This is a genomic window from Gaoshiqia sp. US2, assembly GCF_059705485.1.
In genome coordinates this window covers 5,911,603-5,931,483 of record NZ_AP048550.1, presented here as the reverse complement: position 1 = coordinate 5,931,483, position 19,881 = coordinate 5,911,603, and the positions used below count along the sequence as shown (strand labels likewise).

General features: G+C 47.4%; 20 protein-coding genes. 9 read left to right on the top strand and 11 right to left on the bottom strand.

Translation table 11 applies throughout. The features are described 5' to 3' along the window. Positions 1–6: 6 nt before the first annotated feature. The 4 genes from AC6H3C_RS23745 (at position 7) to AC6H3C_RS23730 (ending at position 2,895) form a co-directional block, all read left to right on the top strand. Positions 7–645, top strand: coding sequence for an RNA polymerase sigma factor (locus AC6H3C_RS23745; protein WP_497518144.1), 639 nt, complete (start codon positions 7–9; stop codon positions 643–645). After that, on the top strand, positions 629–1,879 hold the full coding sequence (locus AC6H3C_RS23740; protein ID WP_497518143.1) for a hypothetical protein: 1,251 nt from the start codon (positions 629–631) through the stop codon (positions 1,877–1,879). Before AC6H3C_RS23745 ends, AC6H3C_RS23740 begins: the two co-directional genes overlap by 17 nt. An 85-nt stretch (positions 1,880–1,964) precedes the next feature. Then, positions 1,965–2,318, top strand: coding sequence for a carboxypeptidase-like regulatory domain-containing protein (locus tag AC6H3C_RS23735; protein ID WP_497518141.1), 354 nt, complete (start codon positions 1,965–1,967; stop codon positions 2,316–2,318). 118 nt (positions 2,319–2,436) lie between these two features. Next, a complete protein-coding gene (locus AC6H3C_RS23730) occupies positions 2,437–2,895 on the top strand; it encodes a toxin-antitoxin system YwqK family antitoxin (RefSeq protein ID WP_497518140.1) in 459 nt (152 codons plus the stop codon). Positions 2,896–2,915: 20 nt separating this feature from the next. On the opposite strand, the gene tnaA is transcribed toward AC6H3C_RS23730, so the two are convergent. From tnaA to AC6H3C_RS23700, 6 genes are all read right to left on the bottom strand, one after another. Continuing rightward, entirely contained in the window at positions 2,916–4,298 is a 1,383-nt protein-coding gene (tnaA, locus tag AC6H3C_RS23725; RefSeq protein ID WP_497518139.1) for a tryptophanase TnaA, read from the bottom strand. A gap of 283 nt (positions 4,299–4,581) precedes the next feature. Next, positions 4,582–5,253, bottom strand: coding sequence for a YiaD family glycine zipper/OmpA-like lipoprotein (locus tag AC6H3C_RS23720; RefSeq protein WP_497518138.1), 672 nt, complete (start codon positions 5,251–5,253; stop codon positions 4,582–4,584). A gap of 174 nt (positions 5,254–5,427) precedes the next feature. Further along, positions 5,428–6,348: a DUF8429 coiled-coil domain-containing protein gene (locus AC6H3C_RS23715; protein WP_497518137.1), complete on the bottom strand. Its 921-nt coding sequence runs from the start codon at positions 6,346–6,348 to the stop codon at positions 5,428–5,430. An 83-nt stretch (positions 6,349–6,431) separates the two neighbouring features. Further along, positions 6,432–8,783, bottom strand: coding sequence for a TonB-dependent receptor (locus AC6H3C_RS23710; RefSeq protein ID WP_497518136.1), 2,352 nt, complete (start codon positions 8,781–8,783; stop codon positions 6,432–6,434). A gap of 331 nt (positions 8,784–9,114) precedes the next feature. Then, positions 9,115–9,351, bottom strand: coding sequence for an acyl carrier protein (locus AC6H3C_RS23705; protein WP_497518135.1), 237 nt, complete (start codon positions 9,349–9,351; stop codon positions 9,115–9,117). Positions 9,352–9,607: 256 nt separating this feature from the next. Next, positions 9,608–10,153 (bottom strand): GNAT family N-acetyltransferase, encoded by a 546-nt coding sequence (locus AC6H3C_RS23700; RefSeq protein ID WP_497518133.1) that lies wholly within the window; start codon positions 10,151–10,153, stop codon positions 9,608–9,610. Positions 10,154–10,286: 133 nt separating this feature from the next. Here AC6H3C_RS23700 and AC6H3C_RS23695 point away from each other — a divergent pair, with 133 nt between their 5' ends. The 5 genes from AC6H3C_RS23695 to AC6H3C_RS23675 all read left to right on the top strand — a co-directional run bounded on the left by AC6H3C_RS23695 (position 10,287) and on the right by AC6H3C_RS23675 (position 15,077). Next, the gene (locus AC6H3C_RS23695) at positions 10,287–11,108 is read left to right on the top strand and encodes a peptidylprolyl isomerase (RefSeq protein ID WP_497518132.1); all 822 of its coding nucleotides are present in this window, start codon (positions 10,287–10,289) and stop codon (positions 11,106–11,108) included. Then, complete coding sequence (locus tag AC6H3C_RS23690) at positions 11,105–11,920, top strand: peptidylprolyl isomerase (RefSeq protein WP_497518131.1); 816 nt, start codon at positions 11,105–11,107, stop codon at positions 11,918–11,920. The genes AC6H3C_RS23695 and AC6H3C_RS23690 overlap by 4 nt, the downstream gene beginning before the upstream one ends. Next, on the top strand, positions 11,917–13,248 hold the full coding sequence (locus tag AC6H3C_RS23685; RefSeq protein ID WP_497518130.1) for a peptidylprolyl isomerase: 1,332 nt from the start codon (positions 11,917–11,919) through the stop codon (positions 13,246–13,248). The genes AC6H3C_RS23690 and AC6H3C_RS23685 overlap by 4 nt, the downstream gene beginning before the upstream one ends. A 155-nt stretch (positions 13,249–13,403) precedes the next feature. After that, a complete protein-coding gene (gene pheS, locus AC6H3C_RS23680; RefSeq protein WP_497518128.1) occupies positions 13,404–14,423 on the top strand; it encodes a phenylalanine--tRNA ligase subunit alpha in 1,020 nt (339 codons plus the stop codon). A gap of 141 nt (positions 14,424–14,564) precedes the next feature. After that, on the top strand, positions 14,565–15,077 hold the full coding sequence (locus AC6H3C_RS23675; RefSeq protein WP_497518127.1) for a hypothetical protein: 513 nt from the start codon (positions 14,565–14,567) through the stop codon (positions 15,075–15,077). Here the strand turns inward: AC6H3C_RS23675 and AC6H3C_RS23670 are convergent. From AC6H3C_RS23670 to AC6H3C_RS23650, 5 genes are all read right to left on the bottom strand, one after another. Next, on the bottom strand, positions 15,064–15,723 hold the full coding sequence (locus AC6H3C_RS23670) for an HAD hydrolase-like protein (RefSeq protein WP_497518126.1): 660 nt from the start codon (positions 15,721–15,723) through the stop codon (positions 15,064–15,066). The genes AC6H3C_RS23675 and AC6H3C_RS23670 overlap by 14 nt on opposite strands. Before the next feature lie 144 nt (positions 15,724–15,867). Further along, positions 15,868–16,800 carry an adenosylcobinamide-phosphate synthase CbiB gene (gene cbiB / locus AC6H3C_RS23665; protein ID WP_497518124.1) on the bottom strand — a complete coding sequence of 311 codons (933 nt, stop codon included), beginning with the start codon at positions 16,798–16,800 and terminating at the stop codon, positions 15,868–15,870. A 105-nt stretch (positions 16,801–16,905) separates the two neighbouring features. Then, complete coding sequence (locus tag AC6H3C_RS23660) at positions 16,906–18,390, bottom strand: cobyric acid synthase (protein WP_497518123.1); 1,485 nt, start codon at positions 18,388–18,390, stop codon at positions 16,906–16,908. Beyond that, positions 18,387–18,926, bottom strand: coding sequence for an alpha-ribazole phosphatase (gene cobC / locus AC6H3C_RS23655; protein ID WP_497518121.1), 540 nt, complete (start codon positions 18,924–18,926; stop codon positions 18,387–18,389). The genes AC6H3C_RS23660 and cobC overlap by 4 nt, the downstream gene beginning before the upstream one ends. Before the next feature lie 187 nt (positions 18,927–19,113). Then, a complete protein-coding gene (locus AC6H3C_RS23650; protein WP_497518120.1) occupies positions 19,114–19,866 on the bottom strand; it encodes an adenosylcobinamide-GDP ribazoletransferase in 753 nt (250 codons plus the stop codon). Positions 19,867–19,881: the final 15 nt, after the last annotated feature.

Here is a 19,881-nt window from a genome sequence, read left to right as displayed (position 1 = left end):
CCTTAAATGGCAGAAAAAGAGTTAAAGAAACTGATCGATGGATGTAGGAAACATGACCGGCAGAGTCAGAAATTGCTCTATCAAAGGTTATATGGGTTTGCTATGAAAATTTGTTTACGTTTTGCCGAAAACAGGGACGAAGCTTCCGAGATTTTGAATGAAGGTTTTTTTAAGGCTTTCACAAACATCGAAAAATACGATGATCAGTGGCCGTTTAAGGCATGGCTGGGCAAAATTATCTATCATGCATCCATTGATTACTACCGGGCAAACTTAAAATGGTCGCAGATGGGCCGGTTGGAAAAAACCGACGATGCTTTAAATCAGACCACCATTGAGCATAAACTTGAATACGACGATTTACTTGCTATCATTCAACGTCTTCCGCCGGCATACCGTATTGTTTTTAACCTGTATGCCGTTGACGGTTATTCGCACGACGAAATCGCCCAAATGGTTGGCATCAGCGCCGGAACATCGCGGTCGAACCTGCATAAGGCCCGTCAGAAACTGCAACAGATGTTAACCCGTCCGTATTCTATGATTATGCTAATAATATCAAAAAATAAAGTCAGACCAGGCGAATCAGGCGCTATCGGGAGGATATTTCGCGCAAAATGGGGTAAGCATGAAAAACGAGAGTAAACAGATCGACGAATTGTTCAGGGAAGGGCTAACCCGGGAAGCGGACCCGGTTGCTTTTCGGGAAAGCGATTGGGCCAAGCTGGAACAACGGCTGGACCGGCATGCCGGAAAGAAACAAGCGGTTTTCTGGCTAAAACCGCTTGGCGGAGTCGCGGCAATTCTGTTGCTGGCCTTTTCGGTGTGGTGGATCTGGCCTGAAAAGCAAGCCCCACCCGTCCAACACACCGAAATTGAGCCTAACGACCGGGAAATACCGGAAGAAGAATCTCAACCGCTGCTCTCGTCCAAAGATCAGGACAAAGCGGAAAGCGACAGCCGTGCCGATCATTCCGTATCCGTCGGGTTAAACCGGATTGCTCCTCAACCTTCTGCTGAACAGGCTCTTGCCGAAAAGCCGGCGGAAAAAGTAAGTCGGGAAATTGACCGGCCGACAAGCGGTACGGAAACAGGAGCCGGGTTGCCTGTAAAAACCACCGTCCCTGAAAGTCAACCTCGTTCTCCCTCAGATCCCGTTCATTCAGATGAACAGCCAATTGTTTCGGACGAACAAGTTGACCGGCAACCTGCGCTGCCCGGTAAAAGGTCCGACGAGATCCGGGAAGTTCCGTCACCCGAAGTGCCGGTTCAGCCCGAAAAGACCGGGCAGAAGCATCGTTTGCTGGCCCTGAGCCTTCTGGTGGCTCCGGCTTATAATGGGGTCGACAACCTGAATGACGGACAAATGGGCAGCGATTTTGGCCTTTTGCTAACCTTTGGACTGACAGAAAGATGGAGTGTCAGCACCGGCGCGCTTTACGCTAAAAAACTGTACGAAACCGCCTTTAGCAGCTCTTATAATCCGGGTGATGGTTCGTCGGGGCATGACCCCCAATCCGTTGATGCCGATTGCCGTGTGCTTGACATTCCCCTCAACCTCAATTATACGGTGATTGACAGGCAAAAAACCACCATCAGCCTGGGTACGGGAATATCATCCTATCTGATGCTGAGGGAAGATTACCGGTTCAACTATGCTTACCGGAACGGAGCGGAATTGGATGACCTTCGTTTGATTAACGAAAACCAGCATTGGCTGAGCGTAATCAATTTGCAGGCAAACTATGAGCGGCGGTTAAATTCGAAACTGAGCATTAGTTTTCAACCTTATCTGAAAATCCCGCTGAATGATATCGGGTATGCCCGGGTCAGGCTCCAGTCGCTGGGAACGGCCATAACGGCTAACTGGAGGTTTTGACCGGATTACTTTAATCAAATTTTAATGGTTCTGTAACTCAGGCGTAACCCGAACCATCTTTCTTTGTTATAAAATCAACAGAAAGATGAAACACACGTTATTAAGCATTCTTTTTATGGGCGTTGTTGCTTTTGCAGGCGCCGGAAACAAGGAAAACAAAAACGAAACTTCTTCTGAAAAAGCTGAACTGGTTTCCTTCAGCGGAGAAGTAACCGACCAAATGACCCGCGAAGCCTTAGTTGGCGTAAAAGTTAGCCTCGAAGGAACCGACCAGGTGGTTTACACCGATTTTGACGGCAAGTACAGTTTCGAAGATGTAAAGCCGGGAACGTATCATCTGACAGCATCATTTATTTCATACGAGAAAACATCAGTTGAAGAACTTGAGCTAAGTCTCGACACAAACCAGGTCAATCTTAGTTTGAAGTCTTCAAATTGAGGTCCCGGGTTTTATTTCATATACTTAAGATTGGCAACCGCTTCTGAGAGCAGAGGCGGTTTTTTTTGGTTTACCAGATCACACAATAACAACACGCGTAACAGAAGAGGAGGTCTTCATGAAAAAATGGATATTGATTTTCGGCTTGTTCCTGGTTTTTACCGTAGCTGCCCGTGCACAGCAGGTCACTGAGGTTGAAGGAGTTTATTATGCCGGTTCAAAGCCTTACACGGGAACTTATGTCACGTATTTTGACAACGGGAACACGAAAATCAAACTCAACCTGAAAAAAGGTTTGAAAAACGGGGAAGTCCGTGTTTATTTTGAGAACGGGCGCTTAAGCGAAATCCGTTCGTACAAGAAGAACCTGATGGACGGAACCTGGATCACTTACAACGAAAAGGCCGTGAAAGTGGCTGTCGCCAATTATAAAAACGGCAAAAAAGAGGGCAAATGGACGGTCTGGGACGATGAAGGCCGCCTGATTTACGAGATGTACTACAAAAACGGCGAGAAATCGGGAACCTGGAAAAAGTACGATGCCTCGGGTGAATTGGTTAATGAGCGCAGCTTTTGACCTTTCCCCGGGTTTGGTGTTTATGTTCCGATCGGTTTCAGGCGTATGGTGAAGTGCCGCATAACCGGCGCCTCGCAATCGATACGGAAACCATGTTTAATTTTGTTTCGTCGGGCGTAAATGTTCCTTAACGCGGCTGCCACCACGTTCAGGTGGTTACTGGTGTAGCTGCGCCGCGGAATGGCCAGCCGCAGGAACTCAACAGGCGGGTAACGGTTTTCGTGTGTTTTGGGGTTCCGGTCGGCCAGCAGAGTTCCCACCTCAACCCCTCTGACGCCGGCTTCCAGGTATAATTCGACGGCCAACACCTGGGCCACAAATTCTTCTTTGGGCACATGGGGTAAAAAGCGCCGGGCATCAACAAACACGGCATGTCCGCCGGCAGGTTGCTGCACCGGTATTCCGGCGTCAACCAGTTTGTTCCACAGGTATTGCACCTGCCCGATCCGGCTTTCGAGGTAGGCGCTTTCGGTAACTTCGTCCAGTCCAACGGCCAGGGCATTCATGTCGCGGCCGGCCATGCCTCCATAGGTCACAAAGCCTTCGTACATGATGGTGAAAACCGTGGCCTGCTCAAACCAGTCTTTGCGGTGCATGGCCAGGATCCCGCCAATATTTACCAAGCCGTCTTTTTTGCTGCTCATGGTCATTCCGTCGGCCAGGCTGTACATTTCGCGCACAATTTCTTTGACGGACTTTTGCCGGTACCCCGCTTCGCGTTGTTGAATAAACCAGGCATTCTCGGCAAAACGCGCCGAATCAAAGACCAGCGGGATTCGGTATTGGTCGGCCAGTTGTTTTACCTGCCGCAGGTTTTCCATCGATACGGGTTGGCCGCCCGAGCTGTTGCAGGTGAGGGTCATCAGGATGAAGGGGACTTGTTCGCGGGGGTAACTTTCAAGTACAAGCTGCAACTTGTTTAAATCGACATTCCCCTTAAACGGATGCAGGCTGGTGGTATCGAAGGCTTCGGCAATGGTGCAGTCAATGGCCTGCGCCTTTCTGAACTCAATATGCCCTTTGGTGGTATCGAAATGCGAATTTCCGGGAACCAGGTCATTTTCTTTTACCAGAACAGAAAACAGAACATTCTCGGCAGCCCGGCCCTGGTGAACCGGTAAAAAGTAATCAAATCCGAAAAGTTCCCTGACCTGATCTTTCAGGTGATAGTAGGATGATGAACCGGCGTAGCTTTCGTCACCGGTCATCAGGGCTGCCCACTGGCGGTCGCTCATGGCTCCGGTTCCGCTGTCGGTGAGTAAGTCGATGTAAACTTGTTCGCTTCGCAGGTTAAACAGGTTATAACCGGCTTCTTTTATCCATTCTTCGCGCTCCTCCCGGGTACTCCGGCGGATCGGTTCTATCATTTTAATTTTGTAATCTTCGGCAAAAGGTAAGTCCATTTCTAATCGGTTTTAGGATGAAAAAATCGGGGTGTAAAATGTACTGGCGATTAGAATGGATAAGTGTCGCGGTTTTTGATGTTGACGTATTTTCGGTATAGGTTCGACTGGTTTTCAAAAAGCATCCACATAACTTTCTTCGTTGATGGTTAACCCAAAAGTAGGGATTTTGAAAACCGGAAAAGCTAAAAAATATCACGGTTTTTACCGGTCTGTTTAAAAAAATAAAAATCCGGCTTGCCTGAACAAACCGGATTTTTATTTTTTCACTTAGAAGGTAATCTTATTTTTCGCCTGCTTCAGCTTTAGCATCGGAAATCATTTTTTCGTTGGCGGTAATGGCAAATTCAACCCGGCGGTTTTGGGCCCTTCCGCTTTCAGTGGCGTTGTCGTATTTCGGGCTTAATTCTCCGTATCCTTTGGTGGTGATGCGGCTTTGGCCAACTCCTTTTTTCAGCAAATAAGAAGACACAGCGCCGGCGCGTTGTTCAGATAATTTCTGGTTGTATTCTTCCGAACCGCTGCTGTCGGTATGTCCCTGGATTTCGATATCGGTATCCGGGAATTCTTTTAAAACCGTTACCAGTTTATCCAGGTTTGCCGAAGCATCGCTGGTCAGGTTGAAACTGTTCAGCGCAAACAGCACTTTGCTGTCGAATTCGACCATAATGCCTTCGCCAACCCGTTCCACTTTGGCATCGGGCACTGATTTCTGAATGGCTTCGGCTTGTTTGTCCATCTTGTTACCGATAATTGCGCCGGTAGTTCCACCAACGGCAGTGCCAATTACGGTTCCCATGGCGGTATTGCCCGAGGCTTTCCCGATCACGGCGCCTAAAACACCGCCGCCGGCTGCTCCGATCACCGCTCCTTTTTGCGCGTTGTTCATGGAAGCACATCCGCTTAACAGTAAGACAGATAAAAGGGCTACGATAAAGGTTCTACTTGTTCTCATGTTTTCTCATTTTAAAATTTGACACAAAATTTAAAATTCAATTAAATGTTTTAATCGGATAAACCGAAACATCGTGAGCAAATGTTTGGATTGAACTTAGGCCGCTTAAAGGCGCATTTCATAGGAACAAACGGTGTGAGCAGACGGTTTTGTATAAGCTCTTAAAAAAATAGTTTACTTTTTGAACGCGAATGTTGTTGAACCGATATTGTTTCCATCTGCAAAGATATCAATGGTATACGTACCCGACAGAAAAGGTTCTCCTTCTTCCTGGTCCCAGAATATGTTTACCGGCAGTTCATTTCCCTCGTAAGTCACCTCGCGCATTGCCGAGTACGGGATTCTCAGATCTTCATACTGAAAAAGATCGTTTTTAGATTTGATGAGTAAGATTTGGTCGGGACGAAGGATGCGTACATAAATATTTTTGGCTCCTCGCCTGGCGGTAATGTTTTTGCTTAGGGTAAAGCTGATCATCAGCTTCTCGGCTTTGTCGCGGCTGGCCACTTCGGTTCCCTTTTTGTTGATTCCGGTAACGGTCAGGTTCAGGGCTTCGAGCATCGCGGCCCGTTCCACTTTTTGGGAAAGTTGTTGCTTTTCCTTTTCCAGTGCAATATTCCGTGACTCCACTTCCTTGTATTCTTGCTTTACCTGGACATTTTCAGCCATCAGTTGTTCATTCCGGCGGTTCAGCGAGTCAACCTGAACGATGTAGTTACGCATAATGCGGCGCAGCGAGCCAACTTCATCCTGATAACGGGAAATCTGCTCGTAACTGGCCTTTTTAATTTGGCCTACCTCGAGGAGCAGGTCTTTTACTTTGGTCTGGGCGATAAATAATTGGGAGTTGAGGGTGTCGTTATCCGTTTTTAACGAATCGTAGTTTTGAACCATGCTGTTCAGTTCCGACTGAATCAAATCTTTTTCTGCATTCAGCGACCCGAGAATTGATTTATGCTCGTTTCGCTGGATGAAAAGCAGCACAATCACAACGATTAAAATAATTGTCAGAAAAATGACAATCAGGTTATTTCTTCTTTCTTTATCGGTATTTCCTAACGAAAACTTCTTTTTCACGGCTACTGGGTCTGACATAGCAATAGTTTTGAAATATGATAACGCCCACAAAATTAGCATTATTTTGCGGGCGTTCAAATATTATTGTTTACAGCAATTGGTTAAAAAATGTTGCCGATTTTCACTCCCAGGTAGAAGGTTCGCGGAGCAAGCGGGCCGTAAATATAACCGGGATCGCGGTCGTCGCCATAGTCAAAATCGTCCTGGAATGAGTTCAGGATGTTTTTTACCCCGCCGTATAGTTGCAGGGATAATTCATCGCCGATCTTCAGGTCGCGGGACAACTTCACGCCCAGGTCAAAAAAAGAATCGGTTTTATTTAACTGCCCGTTCTCAGGATGATCAAGAGCATTTTCAAAATAAGGGACAAGCATCTTTCCGGTGTAGTTCCCGGTTAACGATGCCCGGAACAGGGGGTTGGGGGAGTACGCCAGACTCAGGTAACCGTAAGTTTCGGGGGTGCGGAAGAACCGGTATTCGTCAAACTCCTGGGGCGATTCGTATCTGCTTTGTTGCAGCGTTAGCGACGATTGCATCACAAACCGGGCGCCGGCGGAGGCGTTCAGCTCAAAATTGATTCCTTTTACCACGGCGCCGTCTTCGGCGTTGGTGCGGCTGTAAATCACGTTTCCTTCGTCGTCGGGATCTCCGTAAATATTGGTAAACGGATCGTTTAATTTGGTATAAAACGATTCGGCCAGGAATTGGGTTTGGTATTTACCGAAGGTTTCGGTGTAATCGAGCGAAACGGTAAAACTGTTGGAGCTTTCCTGTTTCAGGCCAGGGTCGTTCACATGTGTTACCCGCCGCGCGCCCGAGGTTTCGATGTGCAGGTCCTCGTCGAAGATCTGAGGGGCCCGGTATCCTTTGGCAAAGGAAGAACGAAGCTGTATTTTCTTGCTCAGGTTGTAAAGCAAACTGACTCGCGGGCTGATAACATCGCCGGATGCTGTTTCGCGGTTTTCCTCATCGTCACCAACCGAGTAATGTTCGGCGCGGAATCCGATGCCGAACCGGAGTTGATTGCTTACCCATTCATTCTGAACGAAAAAGCCGTATGTGCTGATGTGTTGATTGGCAATCAGGGTATTGCCGGTGTGTTCCATGGTTTCCAGGTCGAGGTAACCCAGTTTCTTGTCTTTCAGCCGGTTGGTGGTCATTTCTAACCCCATGACTAATTCGGAGGGAGAAACCAACAATCTTTCTACATCACGATGGTATTGGGTGCCGCCCGAGAAGGAGAAATCTTTTGTATGACCATAGGCCGACAGGTCGTGATTGGCGCCGTAATAAGAGCCGCGGTCAACCGACTGGAAAGCGGTATAAAGACTTAACTTGTCATGTTCGCGCATAAACTTGTCGAAACTGAGGTTGACCGAGTTGATCCGGTGATCAACGGCTTCCGAAATATCGGCTTCATGGTTGGGCTTGTCAAAGGCATTTCCTCCTCTTCGCGACTCGTTGGTGTAGAAATAGTCGAGGCTTATTTTTGCCCGTGTGCCCATGCGGTGAAACAAACTTCCGCCTAAAGTGGCATTTTCAATTTTCGATATTTCCGAGAATCCGTCGTTATTGGCATCGTACGGATCGCGGCCGCGTTTGAATCCGTAAAAACTCATCCCGGTGCGAAAATCATCGCTGATCACAGAACCATTCATCGTCAGGTTGGAGTCTGACAATCCGTTTCCCCCGATAACCGATGCCGATGAATTGACTGAAAACACGTTTTTCACAGGCTCTTTGGTAATCAGGTTGATGGTTCCGGCAATGGCGTTTCCTCCAAATAAAGCCGAACCGCCTCCCCGCACAACCTCCACCCGGTCAATCATATTCGCGGGAATCAGCTCGAGTCCGTAAACACCGGCCAGCCCGTTGAATACCGGACGGCTGTTGATCAGGATCTGGGAATAGGGACCTTCCATCCCGTTCATTCGTATTTGGGTGAAGCCGCAGTTCTGGCAATTGTTTTCGATCCGTACGCCCGGCGTAAAGTTCAAGCCTTCGCTCAGGGTGACGCTTTGTGTGCGTTCAAACAGGCGGGGACTAATGGTGCTCACGATGGTCGCTGTTTCCCGGCGCGATTTTTCACTCCGGTTGGCCGATACAACCACCTGCTCCAGGCCAATCTGGTCGGGATCCAGTTCGGCCATTAAGGTGACGCCGGTTCCTGAAATCAGTTCAACTACATATTCCCGTGTCCGGTAGCCAATTGCCGAAATAATGACCGTTTGTTTTCCGACAGGCGCCGCCACCAGCTTAAAATGGCCCGTGAGGTCGGCTGCAGTGCCAATGGTCGTTCCCTTTATTTGAATGCTTGCAAAAGGAATATGCCCGTCAACAGATCTTACATCGCCAAACAACATGGTGTCCGGTTTTCTGGTAGTCGGGTCGTTTTCGGGATAGGCAAAAAGACAGCATGGCAATAACAGCATGACAATGATTACGTTCTTCATAATGAGTTGCATGAATTTAACGTGACTGCCGATGATTACCGGCTGCCACAGAATTGAAAATCGGGTTAATGGCTTACGCTCAACATCCTTTCCGGACAGGATGAATTAAACGATAGGTCAAAAATAGATTGCCCGATCGGTTGTAACAATCCCAATTTGTTGGGATTTTGATTGAAAAAAAGCAGGAAAAACAGCAAGATGAGGACTTTTATATAGGTACGCGGCAGCTTCACCTAATTATGCGGGTAAATATACGATTCAGGGATAAAAAAAGAGGACATTCTTTTTAAAAATGTCCTCTTCCGGTAAACGAAACTATTTATACCCTGCTTCATGCTCTGCCGGCTACCAGTTCAATTGAGTCTTTAATCTGGTATAGTCTGGAAACTTCTTCATCCTTAATCGCAATATTAAACGAGTTCTCCAGATAAAATAGAAATAAAGCCCAATCAACCTGATCAAATTTCAGGTCTTCCTGAAATGAAGCGTCCAGTTCAATCTCGTCCCTGGGCACTCCTGTTTTCCTTAAAACTTTATACAAAGTTCTTCTGATTGTTTTGTTTTCCATGTTGCTTTCATTTGGTGCTCAACATAATTCTGCCTTCATGTTGATAAAAATCAGGCTAAAATTAAAAAATCGAACAAAACATTAAACGATTCTACCTATAAAAAGTTTGTCGGCTCATGGGATATTAACATGTTTTAACGGACTGAATTATGCTTAGATACCTCAGTTTATTTTCTAAATAACTATTTAGTGGTGTAAAATAGGTTATTTTGATATAAAATCATCCAAAAAAACAGCATATTGATATTTGTGAAAATTATTTTCTGTCCCATTCCAATTTTAATAAACTGTAAACTTCGAGATCCAGAAAACGGTCTGTGTGCTTTTCGCCTGCTCGCTCGATACCCTCAAACTGAAATCCAAGACGTTTTGGGATCGCCGAACTTTTATCGTTACCAATGGCGCATTTTATTTGAACCCGGTTCATCTTCATGGTGGAGAACGCATAATCCGTCAGGGTTTTCACGCAACGGGTCATGATTCCCTTTCCGGTCATCTTTTCAATCAGCCAATACCCGATTTCTGTTTTCTGGTTCAGGTGATCGGTGTCTTTTAAACCAATCAAACCGGCAAAATAATCGTTATACCACACTACAAAAACCTCTTCTTTCCGGTTTGCCTGCTCAGCCAGAACCGACCGGATAAAGGCTTCGGTATCATCCTGGGAACGGGTTTGCCTGACAAAGGGCAGCCAGGTCGATAGAAATTCTCGATTCTGATCAATGGCCTGATAAACCTGGAAAGTATGTGTAACCCGGATCCCTTCGATGCGGATATTCGTATCAACAATTATGGTGTTCATCCTCGTTCACTAAAAAATAGATGGGTTAAAATTACTGTTTTTCCGGCGATTGCATAATATTTCGTTTCATTCATAAAAAGAAACCGTTTTTCAACCTGACAGAATGTTTATATTTGCGATAAATCAAGAGATTATGGGAAAATATATCGGAATGGCTTTGCTCTTATCAGCAATCTTTAGTTTTTCGTGTGGAAATGCCGGGCAAAAACCCGATGGTAGCCTGGTCAGGATTGAAACCGATTTCGGGAATATTGTAGTGAAACTTTACGATGAAACGCCCCTGCATAAAGAGAATTTTCTGAAACTGGCCGGAGAAGGTTTTTACGACGATCTGCTTTTCCATCGTGTAATTCATCACTTTATGATCCAGGGCGGCGATCCGAATTCGAGGAATGCCCAAACCGGGCAGCGGCTTGGAGCCGGCGATCCCGGCTATACCATTCAGGCCGAAATCAATCCGGTATTTTTTCATAAAAAGGGAGCGCTGGCCGCTGCCCGGCAGGGAGACCAGGTCAATCCCGAAAAACGCTCTTCCGGCTCACAATTTTATATTGTACAGGGAAAAGTATTTACCGAAGGGGCTTTGGATACCTTGGAATTACAGATTAACCAGAAAAAAGAACAGGAAATCGTCCGGGGCGTTTTTACAAAATATCAGGATGAACTGAACCAGTTACGTCAGGCAGGTGATCAGGATAAATTTTCAGTGCGTGTTGCCGAAATCAGGGAAGAGGCCAATGCCGAAACCGGGAAAATGCAAGCGTACCGGTTTAGTCCGGAACAACGCGAAACGTATACCACCATCGGGGGATACCCCTCACTCGACATGAGTTATACCGTTTTTGGCGAAGTGGTGGAGGGGCTGGATGTGCTCGATAAAATTGCAGCTGTGGAAACCGACCAGAGTAACAGGCCTCTTGCCGATCTGAAGATGAGTGTGAAAATTGTGAAATGATGAGAGTATTTGCCTTATTTGTCGGTTTGTTTACCGCGTTGTGTTTTCCCGCGAAAGCCCAGGATGAACGCATCGCCGAAATTTCGACCAACCTGGGGACCATGCGCTTCCGGCTTTTTAATGATACGCCCAAACACCGGGATGCTTTTATCCAACTGGCCAATGAAGCTTATTACGACGGTACCTTGTTTTACCGGGTGATTCAGGATTTTCTGATCCAGGGAGGTTCAAAGTCATCGCGCAATGCTGCCCCGGGAAAGCGGATTGGTTACGGCGACCCGGACCATACGGTAGATGATGAGATCATCCGGTCGCATTTTCATCAAAAAGGGGCGCTTTGTGCTCCGCGCCAACCCGACGAGGTTAACCCGTTTAAACAGTCAGATATCTCCCAGTTTTTCATCATTAAGGGAAAGGTATTCACCGAAGGAGAACTCGACACGCTGGAGCTTGCCGTTAACCGCCCGATCCGAAAGAAAATAACCGACCAGATTTATACCCCCGACATCCGCGAGAAATTGAAGAAACTAAAAACCGAAAACCAGGTAGAGGAATTCCGGAAACTGGCCAGCCAGGTGAAGAAAGATATTGATTCGCGCTACCGCCTTGATCCGGATGTGCTTGAATTTACCGAAGAACAACGGAAAGCGTACACCACGGTTGGCGGCTATCCCGATCTCGATGGAAAATATACAATTTTTGGCGAATGTATTTCCGGTTTTGAAGTCATCGATAAGATTGCCCAACTAAAGACGGATGAAAACCACCGCCCGCTGACTGATGTGAAAATCCGGGTAACAATCATAAAATGAGCAGACTGGTGTATATCATAGGGGGATTATTTCTGTTGGCTTCCTGTTCTTCGGGAGGAGGAAAAAGGAATAACGCCAACGGAGAAACGGAACAACAAAAAAACAAGGTGGCAGAACCGGCGACTGATTATCTTGCTTTTGTTCCGTCGATTGTCAAACTCGAAAGTTTTGACAACGGTCGTTTACTGGAAAGCGAAACGGCTTTTTTTGTTGATTCAAACGTACTGGTCTGTCGTTTATCGCCCATTCTGGGGGCAACAGAGGCGTTGGTTACCCCGCTTGACGAAACAAATAAATACCAGGTCGCCGGTTTTCTGGCCGTAGACCGGATCAACGATTTTGTATTGCTGAAAGTTGACGGGATAAAACGCGAAGGAATTCCGCTTCATCCCGACAAAGTGTCCAGCCTGTCCAAAACGATTTACCTTACCAGGCCACAGGGGAATGCGCTTCCGCTGCACCGCGGGCAGGTAAACGAATACGGTCGTGTTGGCGGAAGCATGCGCTACCGGGTGTCCAATCAGTTCCGGGCGCAAACATACGGAACCCCGGTTTTTTCGTCGACCGGGATGGCCATCGGGATCGGCTATTCGGAGGTTGTTGATTATGAAAGCCAGCATTTCGTCATTCCTTCAACCTTTATTGCCGGTTTGCTGAAAAAGGCAGGAACTGTGCCTCAGCCGTTAAGCGCTTTAAAAACCTCGGGCGATAAAGCAATCAGCGAAGCCAACAGCAAAATAAAAGGACTGTTGATCGAAACGGACAAAGGGGACATTAAAATCAGGTTATTCAACGAAACCCCCGAATACCGGGACAATTTCATCGCACTTGTCCGTGAAAACTATTTCGACAGTTTGCTGATCCACCGGGTCATCAATGGTTTTTGTATTCAAAGCGGCGCTGCCGATACCCGCTACGCCGAAAAAGGCGATATTGTTGGCTGGAAAGGCCCGGGTTATACGCTGCCTGCACACATTGTTCCACAGTTTTACCACAAACGAGGAATGATCGGTTCTCCGCGTAAACCCGACCGGGGAAACAGCAAACTCCGCTCCGATGGCTCCCAGTTTTATATGATCACCGGCAGAACGTATTCCGATCACGAACTGGATGATATTGAAAAAGAAACCGGGCATACTTTTACCGCCCAACAGCGGCAAGTGTATAAAACAGTTGGTGGCGCCCCCCATATCGACGGGACTTATACGATTTTTGGCGAAGTGCTCGAAGGAATGGAGGTGGCAGACAAAATCAGCCGGGTGGAGGTGAACAGTGATTTCCGGCCACTGGAAGATATCCGGGTTCGAAAAATCAGGATCATTAAATAGGCCAGCGGAAAGATTGGGTAAAAGCTGATTCAGATGAGATTTTTCAAGGAAATGAATCAGCTTTTGTTGGTTAACAACCCGATAAAAATGAAACAGTTTCTGAGTATTTACAACCGAATGATTATCTTTGCGCTTCCATTCTACAGCATTCGAAGATGTTAGCAAAGATTAAGCAATTAAAAGAAGAAATTGAGGCGGTAAGTGTTTCAACCAAAGAACATGTTGAAGAGCTTCGCATTAAATACCTGAGTAAAAAAGGCTTGTTAAACCAGTTGTTTGTCGATTTTAAACAGGTTCCCGACGAACAGAAAAAAGCCATCGGTCAGGCAATTAACGAGTTAAAGGAGTATGCCCTTCAAAAAATTAACGAACTGAAAGAAAGCTTTGAAAATGCTGATCAGGGAACAAGCGGACTTGACCTGAGCATGCCGGCTGAGCCCATGCGGCCGGGTACCCGCCATCCTTTGTCTCTGGTACGGAATGAAATCATTGAAATTTTTGCCCGGTTGGGGTTCACGGTGGCCGAAGGACCTGAAATCGAAGATGACTGGCACAATTTCACAGCGCTGAATTTTCCGCTCGACCACCCGGCACGCGACATGCAGGACACTTTCTTTATCCAAAGGAATCCCGATGTGCTGTTGCGCACGCATACCTCCGGAGTTCAGGTCCGTGTGATGGAAAAAATCCAACCGCCGATCCGGGCCATTTTCCCGGGACGGGTTTTCAGGAACGAGGCTATTTCGGCCCGTGCACACTGCATTTTTCACCAAATTGAGGGTTTGTATGTCGACGAAAATGTTTCGTTTGCCGACCTGAAACAAACCTTGCTCTATTTCTCCCGCGAGCTGTTTGGCGAGAAGACCGAAATTCGTCTGCGCCCTTCTTACTTCCCGTTTACCGAACCCTCGGCCGAGATGGATGTGAGCTGCTCCATTTGCGGGGGTAAAGGGTGTAATGTTTGTAAATACACCGGCTGGCTCGAAATTCTGGGCTGCGGCATGGTTGACCCCAATGTGCTTGATTTGTGCGGAATTGATTCAAAAAAATATACCGGTTTCGCCTTCGGGATGGGTATCGAACGGATTGCTATGTTGAAATACGGGATTAAAGATATCCGTCATTTCTTTGAAAATGATGTGCGTTTTCTACGGCAGTTTGAATCAACTTACTAGATCAAGGCCTGTTTTGGATCAAAAAAATGCAGTTTACCGCAATTGTACGGCAGATTTACCGTTTCAAATGTATTCTTCTGGTTGACTTTTATTAAATTCGTCGGTTCGTATTTTTAACAACTGATCTTAACAACCATCACCTTGACTAATGGAGAATACATTATGGGCATGATTATTTACTTTTTCGCGGCACTCATATTCAGCATTTTTGCTGCCTACAAATCAGCCTATTGGAATGCAACCCAATACTGGGGATTAAAGCTGACTTCAACCAAAAATATCCTGGATAGTTTATCCGCAAATAAGCGGATCAGCCATTACATGAAAACAATCAATGTACACGGGCTTCAATCGGCCATTACGCCCAGAAAGGAAAAAACAAAACGAATGGTCAGCGCGATCCTGAATATCCTTTTCTTTTTCGTCGGCGCCTTTTCATTCACTTGGTATATTCCTATTTTGACTTTGCTGGGCATTTTATTGCTGAAAAATATTATTCGCCAGTTTCTGCCTCCGGCTAATTCGGTTGAGTACCTGGAAATCATCATTGCCGATCTTGAGAAACAATCGAAAAGCTTTTGGAGCCTGGCCAACATAAAAGATAAAGAAGCCTCTGATTTTTTTATCGAACAGCTGAAGATTATTCATACTTAACCGCCAGTAATTCGGTTAATTCATCAACATCTTCGACATAATAGTCGGGTTGGAGGGATTTGATTTCGGCAGAATTGCCAAAGCCGTATCCAACGCCAATGGTGCTGATTTCATTGGCTTTTCCTCCGGTAATATCGTAGCGGGTGTCGCCAATCATGACGATCTGTTTCGATGCGGTCAACCGGTTCCGGTCCATTAAACGGGTAATCAGCTCTGCTTTGGTATGAAGAGCGCCGTCTCCGGCGCCTTGAAAATCGGTCAGGTAACGGTCCAGTTCAAACTCGCGTAACACCGTTTCAACAAAGCGGTCTTTTTTTGAAGTAGCGATAAACAGCTTTTTGCCTTGCGCCTGCAACTCTTCGAGCAGTTCGGTAATTCCCGGATAAAGTTCGCCTTCGTATAAACCTTTTTGACTGTAATATTCGCGGAATAACCTGACTCCCAATTCTACCTGCCTGTCGTTAAATCCCAGTACCTGCTTCAGTCCATCCTGGATGGGCGGGCCAATCATCTGGTCGATGCAGGCTGCGCCTTTCGGATCGAGCTGCATTTCCCTGAGCATATAACTCAGCGAGTTGTATAAGCCGGTTTTTGAGTTAATCAGCGTACCATCCAGGTCGAATATGAGGTGGGAGTAATTGGACATGAATAACGATTTTGGTGCAAAGAAAATGCAAATAAACGGTATCCGAACTTCTGAGACCGGCAAAATACAGATCTTTGCAAATTTTTCATCGGTTGGAAAAGTTTGAGCCCGTCTGGCTTGAGGGCAAATAAATCGGGCAAAAAATCAGATTAACCAGTATACCACCACAATTCCCCCCACCATCGCCACCGTGCTTGCCGTATTCACATAAGCCGCCATCAAAAAGTCGCGGGAAGTAATCGTTTTCAGCTGATGGCCGATGTAGGGTTTTTCGACCAGCTGGCCGTGGTACACGTTGGGCCCGCCAAAGCGGCATTTCAGGATGCCGGCCAGCGCAGATTCGGGGTAACCGGCATTGGGACTGGCATGTTGACGGCCATAGCGAAAAACATGGGCGAGGCCGCTCCAACTCAGGCTAACCAAAACCATCAGCAAGGCCGTTAAGCGAGCCGGAATCAGGTTGAGCAGATCGTCGAGCCGGGCGGCAAACCAGCCATAGGTTTTAAACCGTTCATTTTTATAGCCAATCATTGAGTCGAGGGTGCTGGCCATTTTGTAGGCAAAAAGCGTCGGAATGCCACCCAGGGCATAGTAGAAGAGGGGGGCAATCACCCCGTCGCTGAGGTTTTCGGCCATGGTTTCCAACACGGCTGTGCGGATTTGCTGCTCATTCAGTTGGGTGGTATCGCGGCCAACAATGAAACTCAGCTGTTTGCGCCCGGCTTCCAACCCATCGTGCTCCAGGACCCGGATCACCAGCCACGACTCGTAAATCAGGCTGCGGTTGGCCAGACCGAAGAAAACACCGGCCGAGGCCACAACGATAAAAACGGCGGGCTGCGCTTCTATGTAATCAACCAGGAAATGAAGAAACAACCAGCTGCCTCCAACCAGCAAAGCCGAGGTGAAGGCTCCTTCCAATTTTCGGTAGCTGCCTCGGTTAAAGCGCTTTTCAAACCAACTGATGAGCCGGCCGAACAGCCGCACGGGGTGTGGCAACCAGCGTGGGTCGCCCAGCAGGCAGTCGAGTGCAAAACCGATGAACAGGGGGAGTAAGATGAAGTAAAAATTGTCCATAAATAAAAGCCATCTTTTTAGTTACGAGTCATCCCGAACTTGTTTCGGGATCTGTTTGCAAATAATGCAGGTCCCGAAACAAGTTCGGGATGACGCTCATCTCTCTTACTTTTTTTCTTTTAAAACCGAATACACATATTCCAAATCCACATGCGCACGCACATGCGCGGCCAGCTTGTCGTATTGTTCTTCTTTGAAAGCGGCGTAATCAAATTCAGCTACTTTGGCTTGCAATTGATTGGCTTTCAGGATTTTCTCCACCACCGTGCTGTTGTCGAATATCCCGTGCAGGTAGGTTCCCCATAGTTTGGGCGAAACAAAACAGCCGTCCCGGGTTTCGTCGGCCAGTTCGCAGAGCGGTTCGCCGTCGGACAAACGCGTTTCGCCCATATGAATTTCGTAACCGGTAAACTCTCCGGCCAGATCCCTGAACTTAAAGCGGGTTTGCACCGTTCGTTTTTCTTTGGTCAGGGTCGTTGTCACCGGAAGTAAACCAAGTCCGGGAATGGCCTCAATTTCGCCCTCCACATGATCAGGGTCTCGTATTCCTTCACCCAATATCTGGTAACCGCCGCATATGCCATAAATGCCTTTTCCGGTTTCCGAAGCCTGGATGATTGCCTTGGCCAGCCCACGTTCGCGCAGATACACCAGGTCTGAAATGGTGTTCTTCGAACCGGGAATCAGCACGATGTCGGCCTTGACAATCTCTTCGGGGTTGGCCGAATAATACAGGTTGATGCCGGGCATGCGCTCCAGCATGTTAAAATCGGTGAAGTTGCTCATGTGCCGCAGCAGCACCACGGCTACATTTAGCTTGTTACCATCTTTCACGCCACCGCGTTTGTAGTCGATGACCACACTGTCTTCCTGATCGATATGAATGTCGTTAAAATAAGGAACCACCCCGATAACCGGCACTCCGGTCAGCTTTTCCAACATGTGGCGTCCTTCTTCGAATAAACTGATATCTCCGCGAAACTTGTTGATGAGAATACCCTTGATGAGTTTTCGCTCTGCATCGGGAAGCAATTTGATGGTGCCGTACACGCTGCCGAACACACCGCCGCGGTCAATGTCGGCAATCAGGACGGTGGGCGAACCGGTTTCAAGCGCCGCACGCATGTTGGTGATATCCTTATCCCAAAGATTGATTTCAGAAATGCTCCCGGCCCCTTCCATCACAATAGGGTTATATTTTTCGTTGAGTGACTGCCAGGCTTTCATCGCTTCGGCAAACAGAAAATCACGATCGGTCTTCATGAAATACTCCTGCGCTGTTTGATCTCCCAGCGGTTTGCCGTTTAAAATAACCTGCGCTTTTTGTTGACTGGTAGGTTTAAGCAAGATCGGGTTCATCGCGCTGAGGCAGGGAATGCCGCAGGCTTCGGCTTGCATGGCCTGGGCTCGCCCCAATTCGAGTCCTTCGGCGCTGGCATACGAATTCAGCGACATGTTTTGCGCTTTGAATGGCGCCGGGTGATAACCATCCTGTCTGAAGATCCGGCAAAAAGCAGCATTGATCACCGACTTGCCTACATCGGAACCTGTGCCAACAAACAGGATCGGCTTTAATTGTTGATGTTTCATTTGATTTTAAATTCGTAAACACCGCCATATTCAGGTGCAAAAGTGGTAAAAATCTCGTCCATGGATTGATCCTTCAGAATGGATTTTATCAGGCGAATCACCCCGGCATGGGTAACCACGGCTACCTGACCGGGTGGTGGCGTTTTCAATTCGGTTAAGAATGAACTGACCCGTTGCCGGAACTCCAGGTAAGATTCGCCCCCGGGACAGGGTGTATCCAGGTAGTTGTCCATCCATTGTTTTCCTTCATAAGTCGCATAAATCTGCTCCCATGGTTGAAGCTCCCACTGGCCAAAGTTAAGTTCCTTCAACCGGTGATCAAAGACGATCGCCTCTTCGGGAAACAGATCTTCGGCCAAACGACGGCAGCGGATGAGCGGGCTGGAAAAAACGGTGCCAAAGGTTAATCCGGCAAGCTTTGCTTTTAGCTGTTCAAGCTCCTGCTGATATGAACCGGCAAGCGGTACGTCGCTCTGTCCGTAGCAAATTCCGGCAGGCACATCAACGCGTGTATGACGTATGGCGAATAATAACAAGTTCCAAAGGTATTTTTAAGATAAATCGAACGATAATTAAATTTTAAATAGGGCTGTTCCTTTGCTCTGAAGCGTTAATAGGGATAATCGGGACAATTTGTACAGAATCAATTATCCAGCTTCAGGATTTTTAACAGATTACCTCCAATGAAAATCCTATCCACTCGGGTTCGTTACCATTTAACATTCAAAAACCCCCCAGCAAACAGATATAAAACACCACTTCAGTTATTTGCTGCAGAGCGCCCAAACAATCGCCGGTATAGCCACCAATTTTTCGGTCAATATACATTTTGAAAAGAATGGTGATCAGCGCCGATGCCGGCAACGCGACAGCCATCAACTGCCAGGGGAACAACGCCAACGGGACTAGTCCGAAGACAACAGCCAGTACCAGGTCGGAGTTTTTTCCGCGTTTGCCAATCGGTTTGGTTTTACTGAGTTCATCTTCGCGCGAATAGGTGCCGGTAAAAATGACCAGCACCGGCATCAGACGGCTGAGAGCATGACCGGCAATTAAAACCAAAGGGATGGTTGCGGGAGGAAAGGCTTGCAGCGCCAGAAACCTGGTTCCCAACATGCCGATCAGGCCGACGGTCCCGTAAGTGCCAATCCGGCTGTCTTTCATGATGGTGAAAATCTTTTCGCGGGTGTAGCCTCCGCCAAAGCCGTCGCAAAAGTCGGCAAAGCCATCTTCGTGGAAAGCGCCGGTCACAAAAATGGTAGCCAGCATACTCAAAAAAACAGCCAATTGAAACGGCAGCAACAGATTCAGCCCGTAAAATACCGCCGCGCCGATCCCCCCGACAATCCAGCCAATCATCGGAAAGTAGCGTGTTGAACGGTTCAGCCGTTCGTTGGAGAAAGCCAGCGACTTCGGTACCGGAATGCGGGTGTAAAACATGACTGCCGTCAATAACAGGTTGATTTGTTCTTTCATGAATATGAGTTTCAA

What these genes read in the sequence shown, in the direction of transcription:
- AC6H3C_RS23745 (WP_497518144.1), top strand. Translation starts at nt 7, where the DNA reads ATGGCAGAAAAAGAGTTAAAGAAACTGATCGATGGATGTAGGAAACAT.
- AC6H3C_RS23740 (WP_497518143.1), top strand. Translation starts at nt 629, where the DNA reads ATGAAAAACGAGAGTAAACAGATCGACGAATTGTTCAGGGAAGGGCTA.
- AC6H3C_RS23735 (WP_497518141.1), top strand. Translation starts at nt 1,965, where the DNA reads ATGAAACACACGTTATTAAGCATTCTTTTTATGGGCGTTGTTGCTTTT.
- AC6H3C_RS23730 (WP_497518140.1), top strand. Translation starts at nt 2,437, where the DNA reads ATGAAAAAATGGATATTGATTTTCGGCTTGTTCCTGGTTTTTACCGTA.
- tnaA (WP_497518139.1), bottom strand. Translation starts at nt 4,298, where the DNA reads ATGGACTTACCTTTTGCCGAAGATTACAAAATTAAAATGATAGAACCG.
- AC6H3C_RS23720 (WP_497518138.1), bottom strand. Translation starts at nt 5,253, where the DNA reads ATGAGAACAAGTAGAACCTTTATCGTAGCCCTTTTATCTGTCTTACTG.
- AC6H3C_RS23715 (WP_497518137.1), bottom strand. Translation starts at nt 6,348, where the DNA reads ATGTCAGACCCAGTAGCCGTGAAAAAGAAGTTTTCGTTAGGAAATACC.
- AC6H3C_RS23710 (WP_497518136.1), bottom strand. Translation starts at nt 8,783, where the DNA reads ATGAAGAACGTAATCATTGTCATGCTGTTATTGCCATGCTGTCTTTTT.
- AC6H3C_RS23705 (WP_497518135.1), bottom strand. Translation starts at nt 9,351, where the DNA reads ATGGAAAACAAAACAATCAGAAGAACTTTGTATAAAGTTTTAAGGAAA.
- AC6H3C_RS23700 (WP_497518133.1), bottom strand. Translation starts at nt 10,153, where the DNA reads ATGAACACCATAATTGTTGATACGAATATCCGCATCGAAGGGATCCGG.
- AC6H3C_RS23695 (WP_497518132.1), top strand. Translation starts at nt 10,287, where the DNA reads ATGGGAAAATATATCGGAATGGCTTTGCTCTTATCAGCAATCTTTAGT.
- AC6H3C_RS23690 (WP_497518131.1), top strand. Translation starts at nt 11,105, where the DNA reads ATGATGAGAGTATTTGCCTTATTTGTCGGTTTGTTTACCGCGTTGTGT.
- AC6H3C_RS23685 (WP_497518130.1), top strand. Translation starts at nt 11,917, where the DNA reads ATGAGCAGACTGGTGTATATCATAGGGGGATTATTTCTGTTGGCTTCC.
- pheS (WP_497518128.1), top strand. Translation starts at nt 13,404, where the DNA reads ATGTTAGCAAAGATTAAGCAATTAAAAGAAGAAATTGAGGCGGTAAGT.
- AC6H3C_RS23670 (WP_497518126.1), bottom strand. Translation starts at nt 15,723, where the DNA reads ATGTCCAATTACTCCCACCTCATATTCGACCTGGATGGTACGCTGATT.
- cbiB (WP_497518124.1), bottom strand. Translation starts at nt 16,800, where the DNA reads ATGGACAATTTTTACTTCATCTTACTCCCCCTGTTCATCGGTTTTGCA.
- AC6H3C_RS23660 (WP_497518123.1), bottom strand. Translation starts at nt 18,390, where the DNA reads ATGAAACATCAACAATTAAAGCCGATCCTGTTTGTTGGCACAGGTTCC.
- AC6H3C_RS23650 (WP_497518120.1), bottom strand. Translation starts at nt 19,866, where the DNA reads ATGAAAGAACAAATCAACCTGTTATTGACGGCAGTCATGTTTTACACC.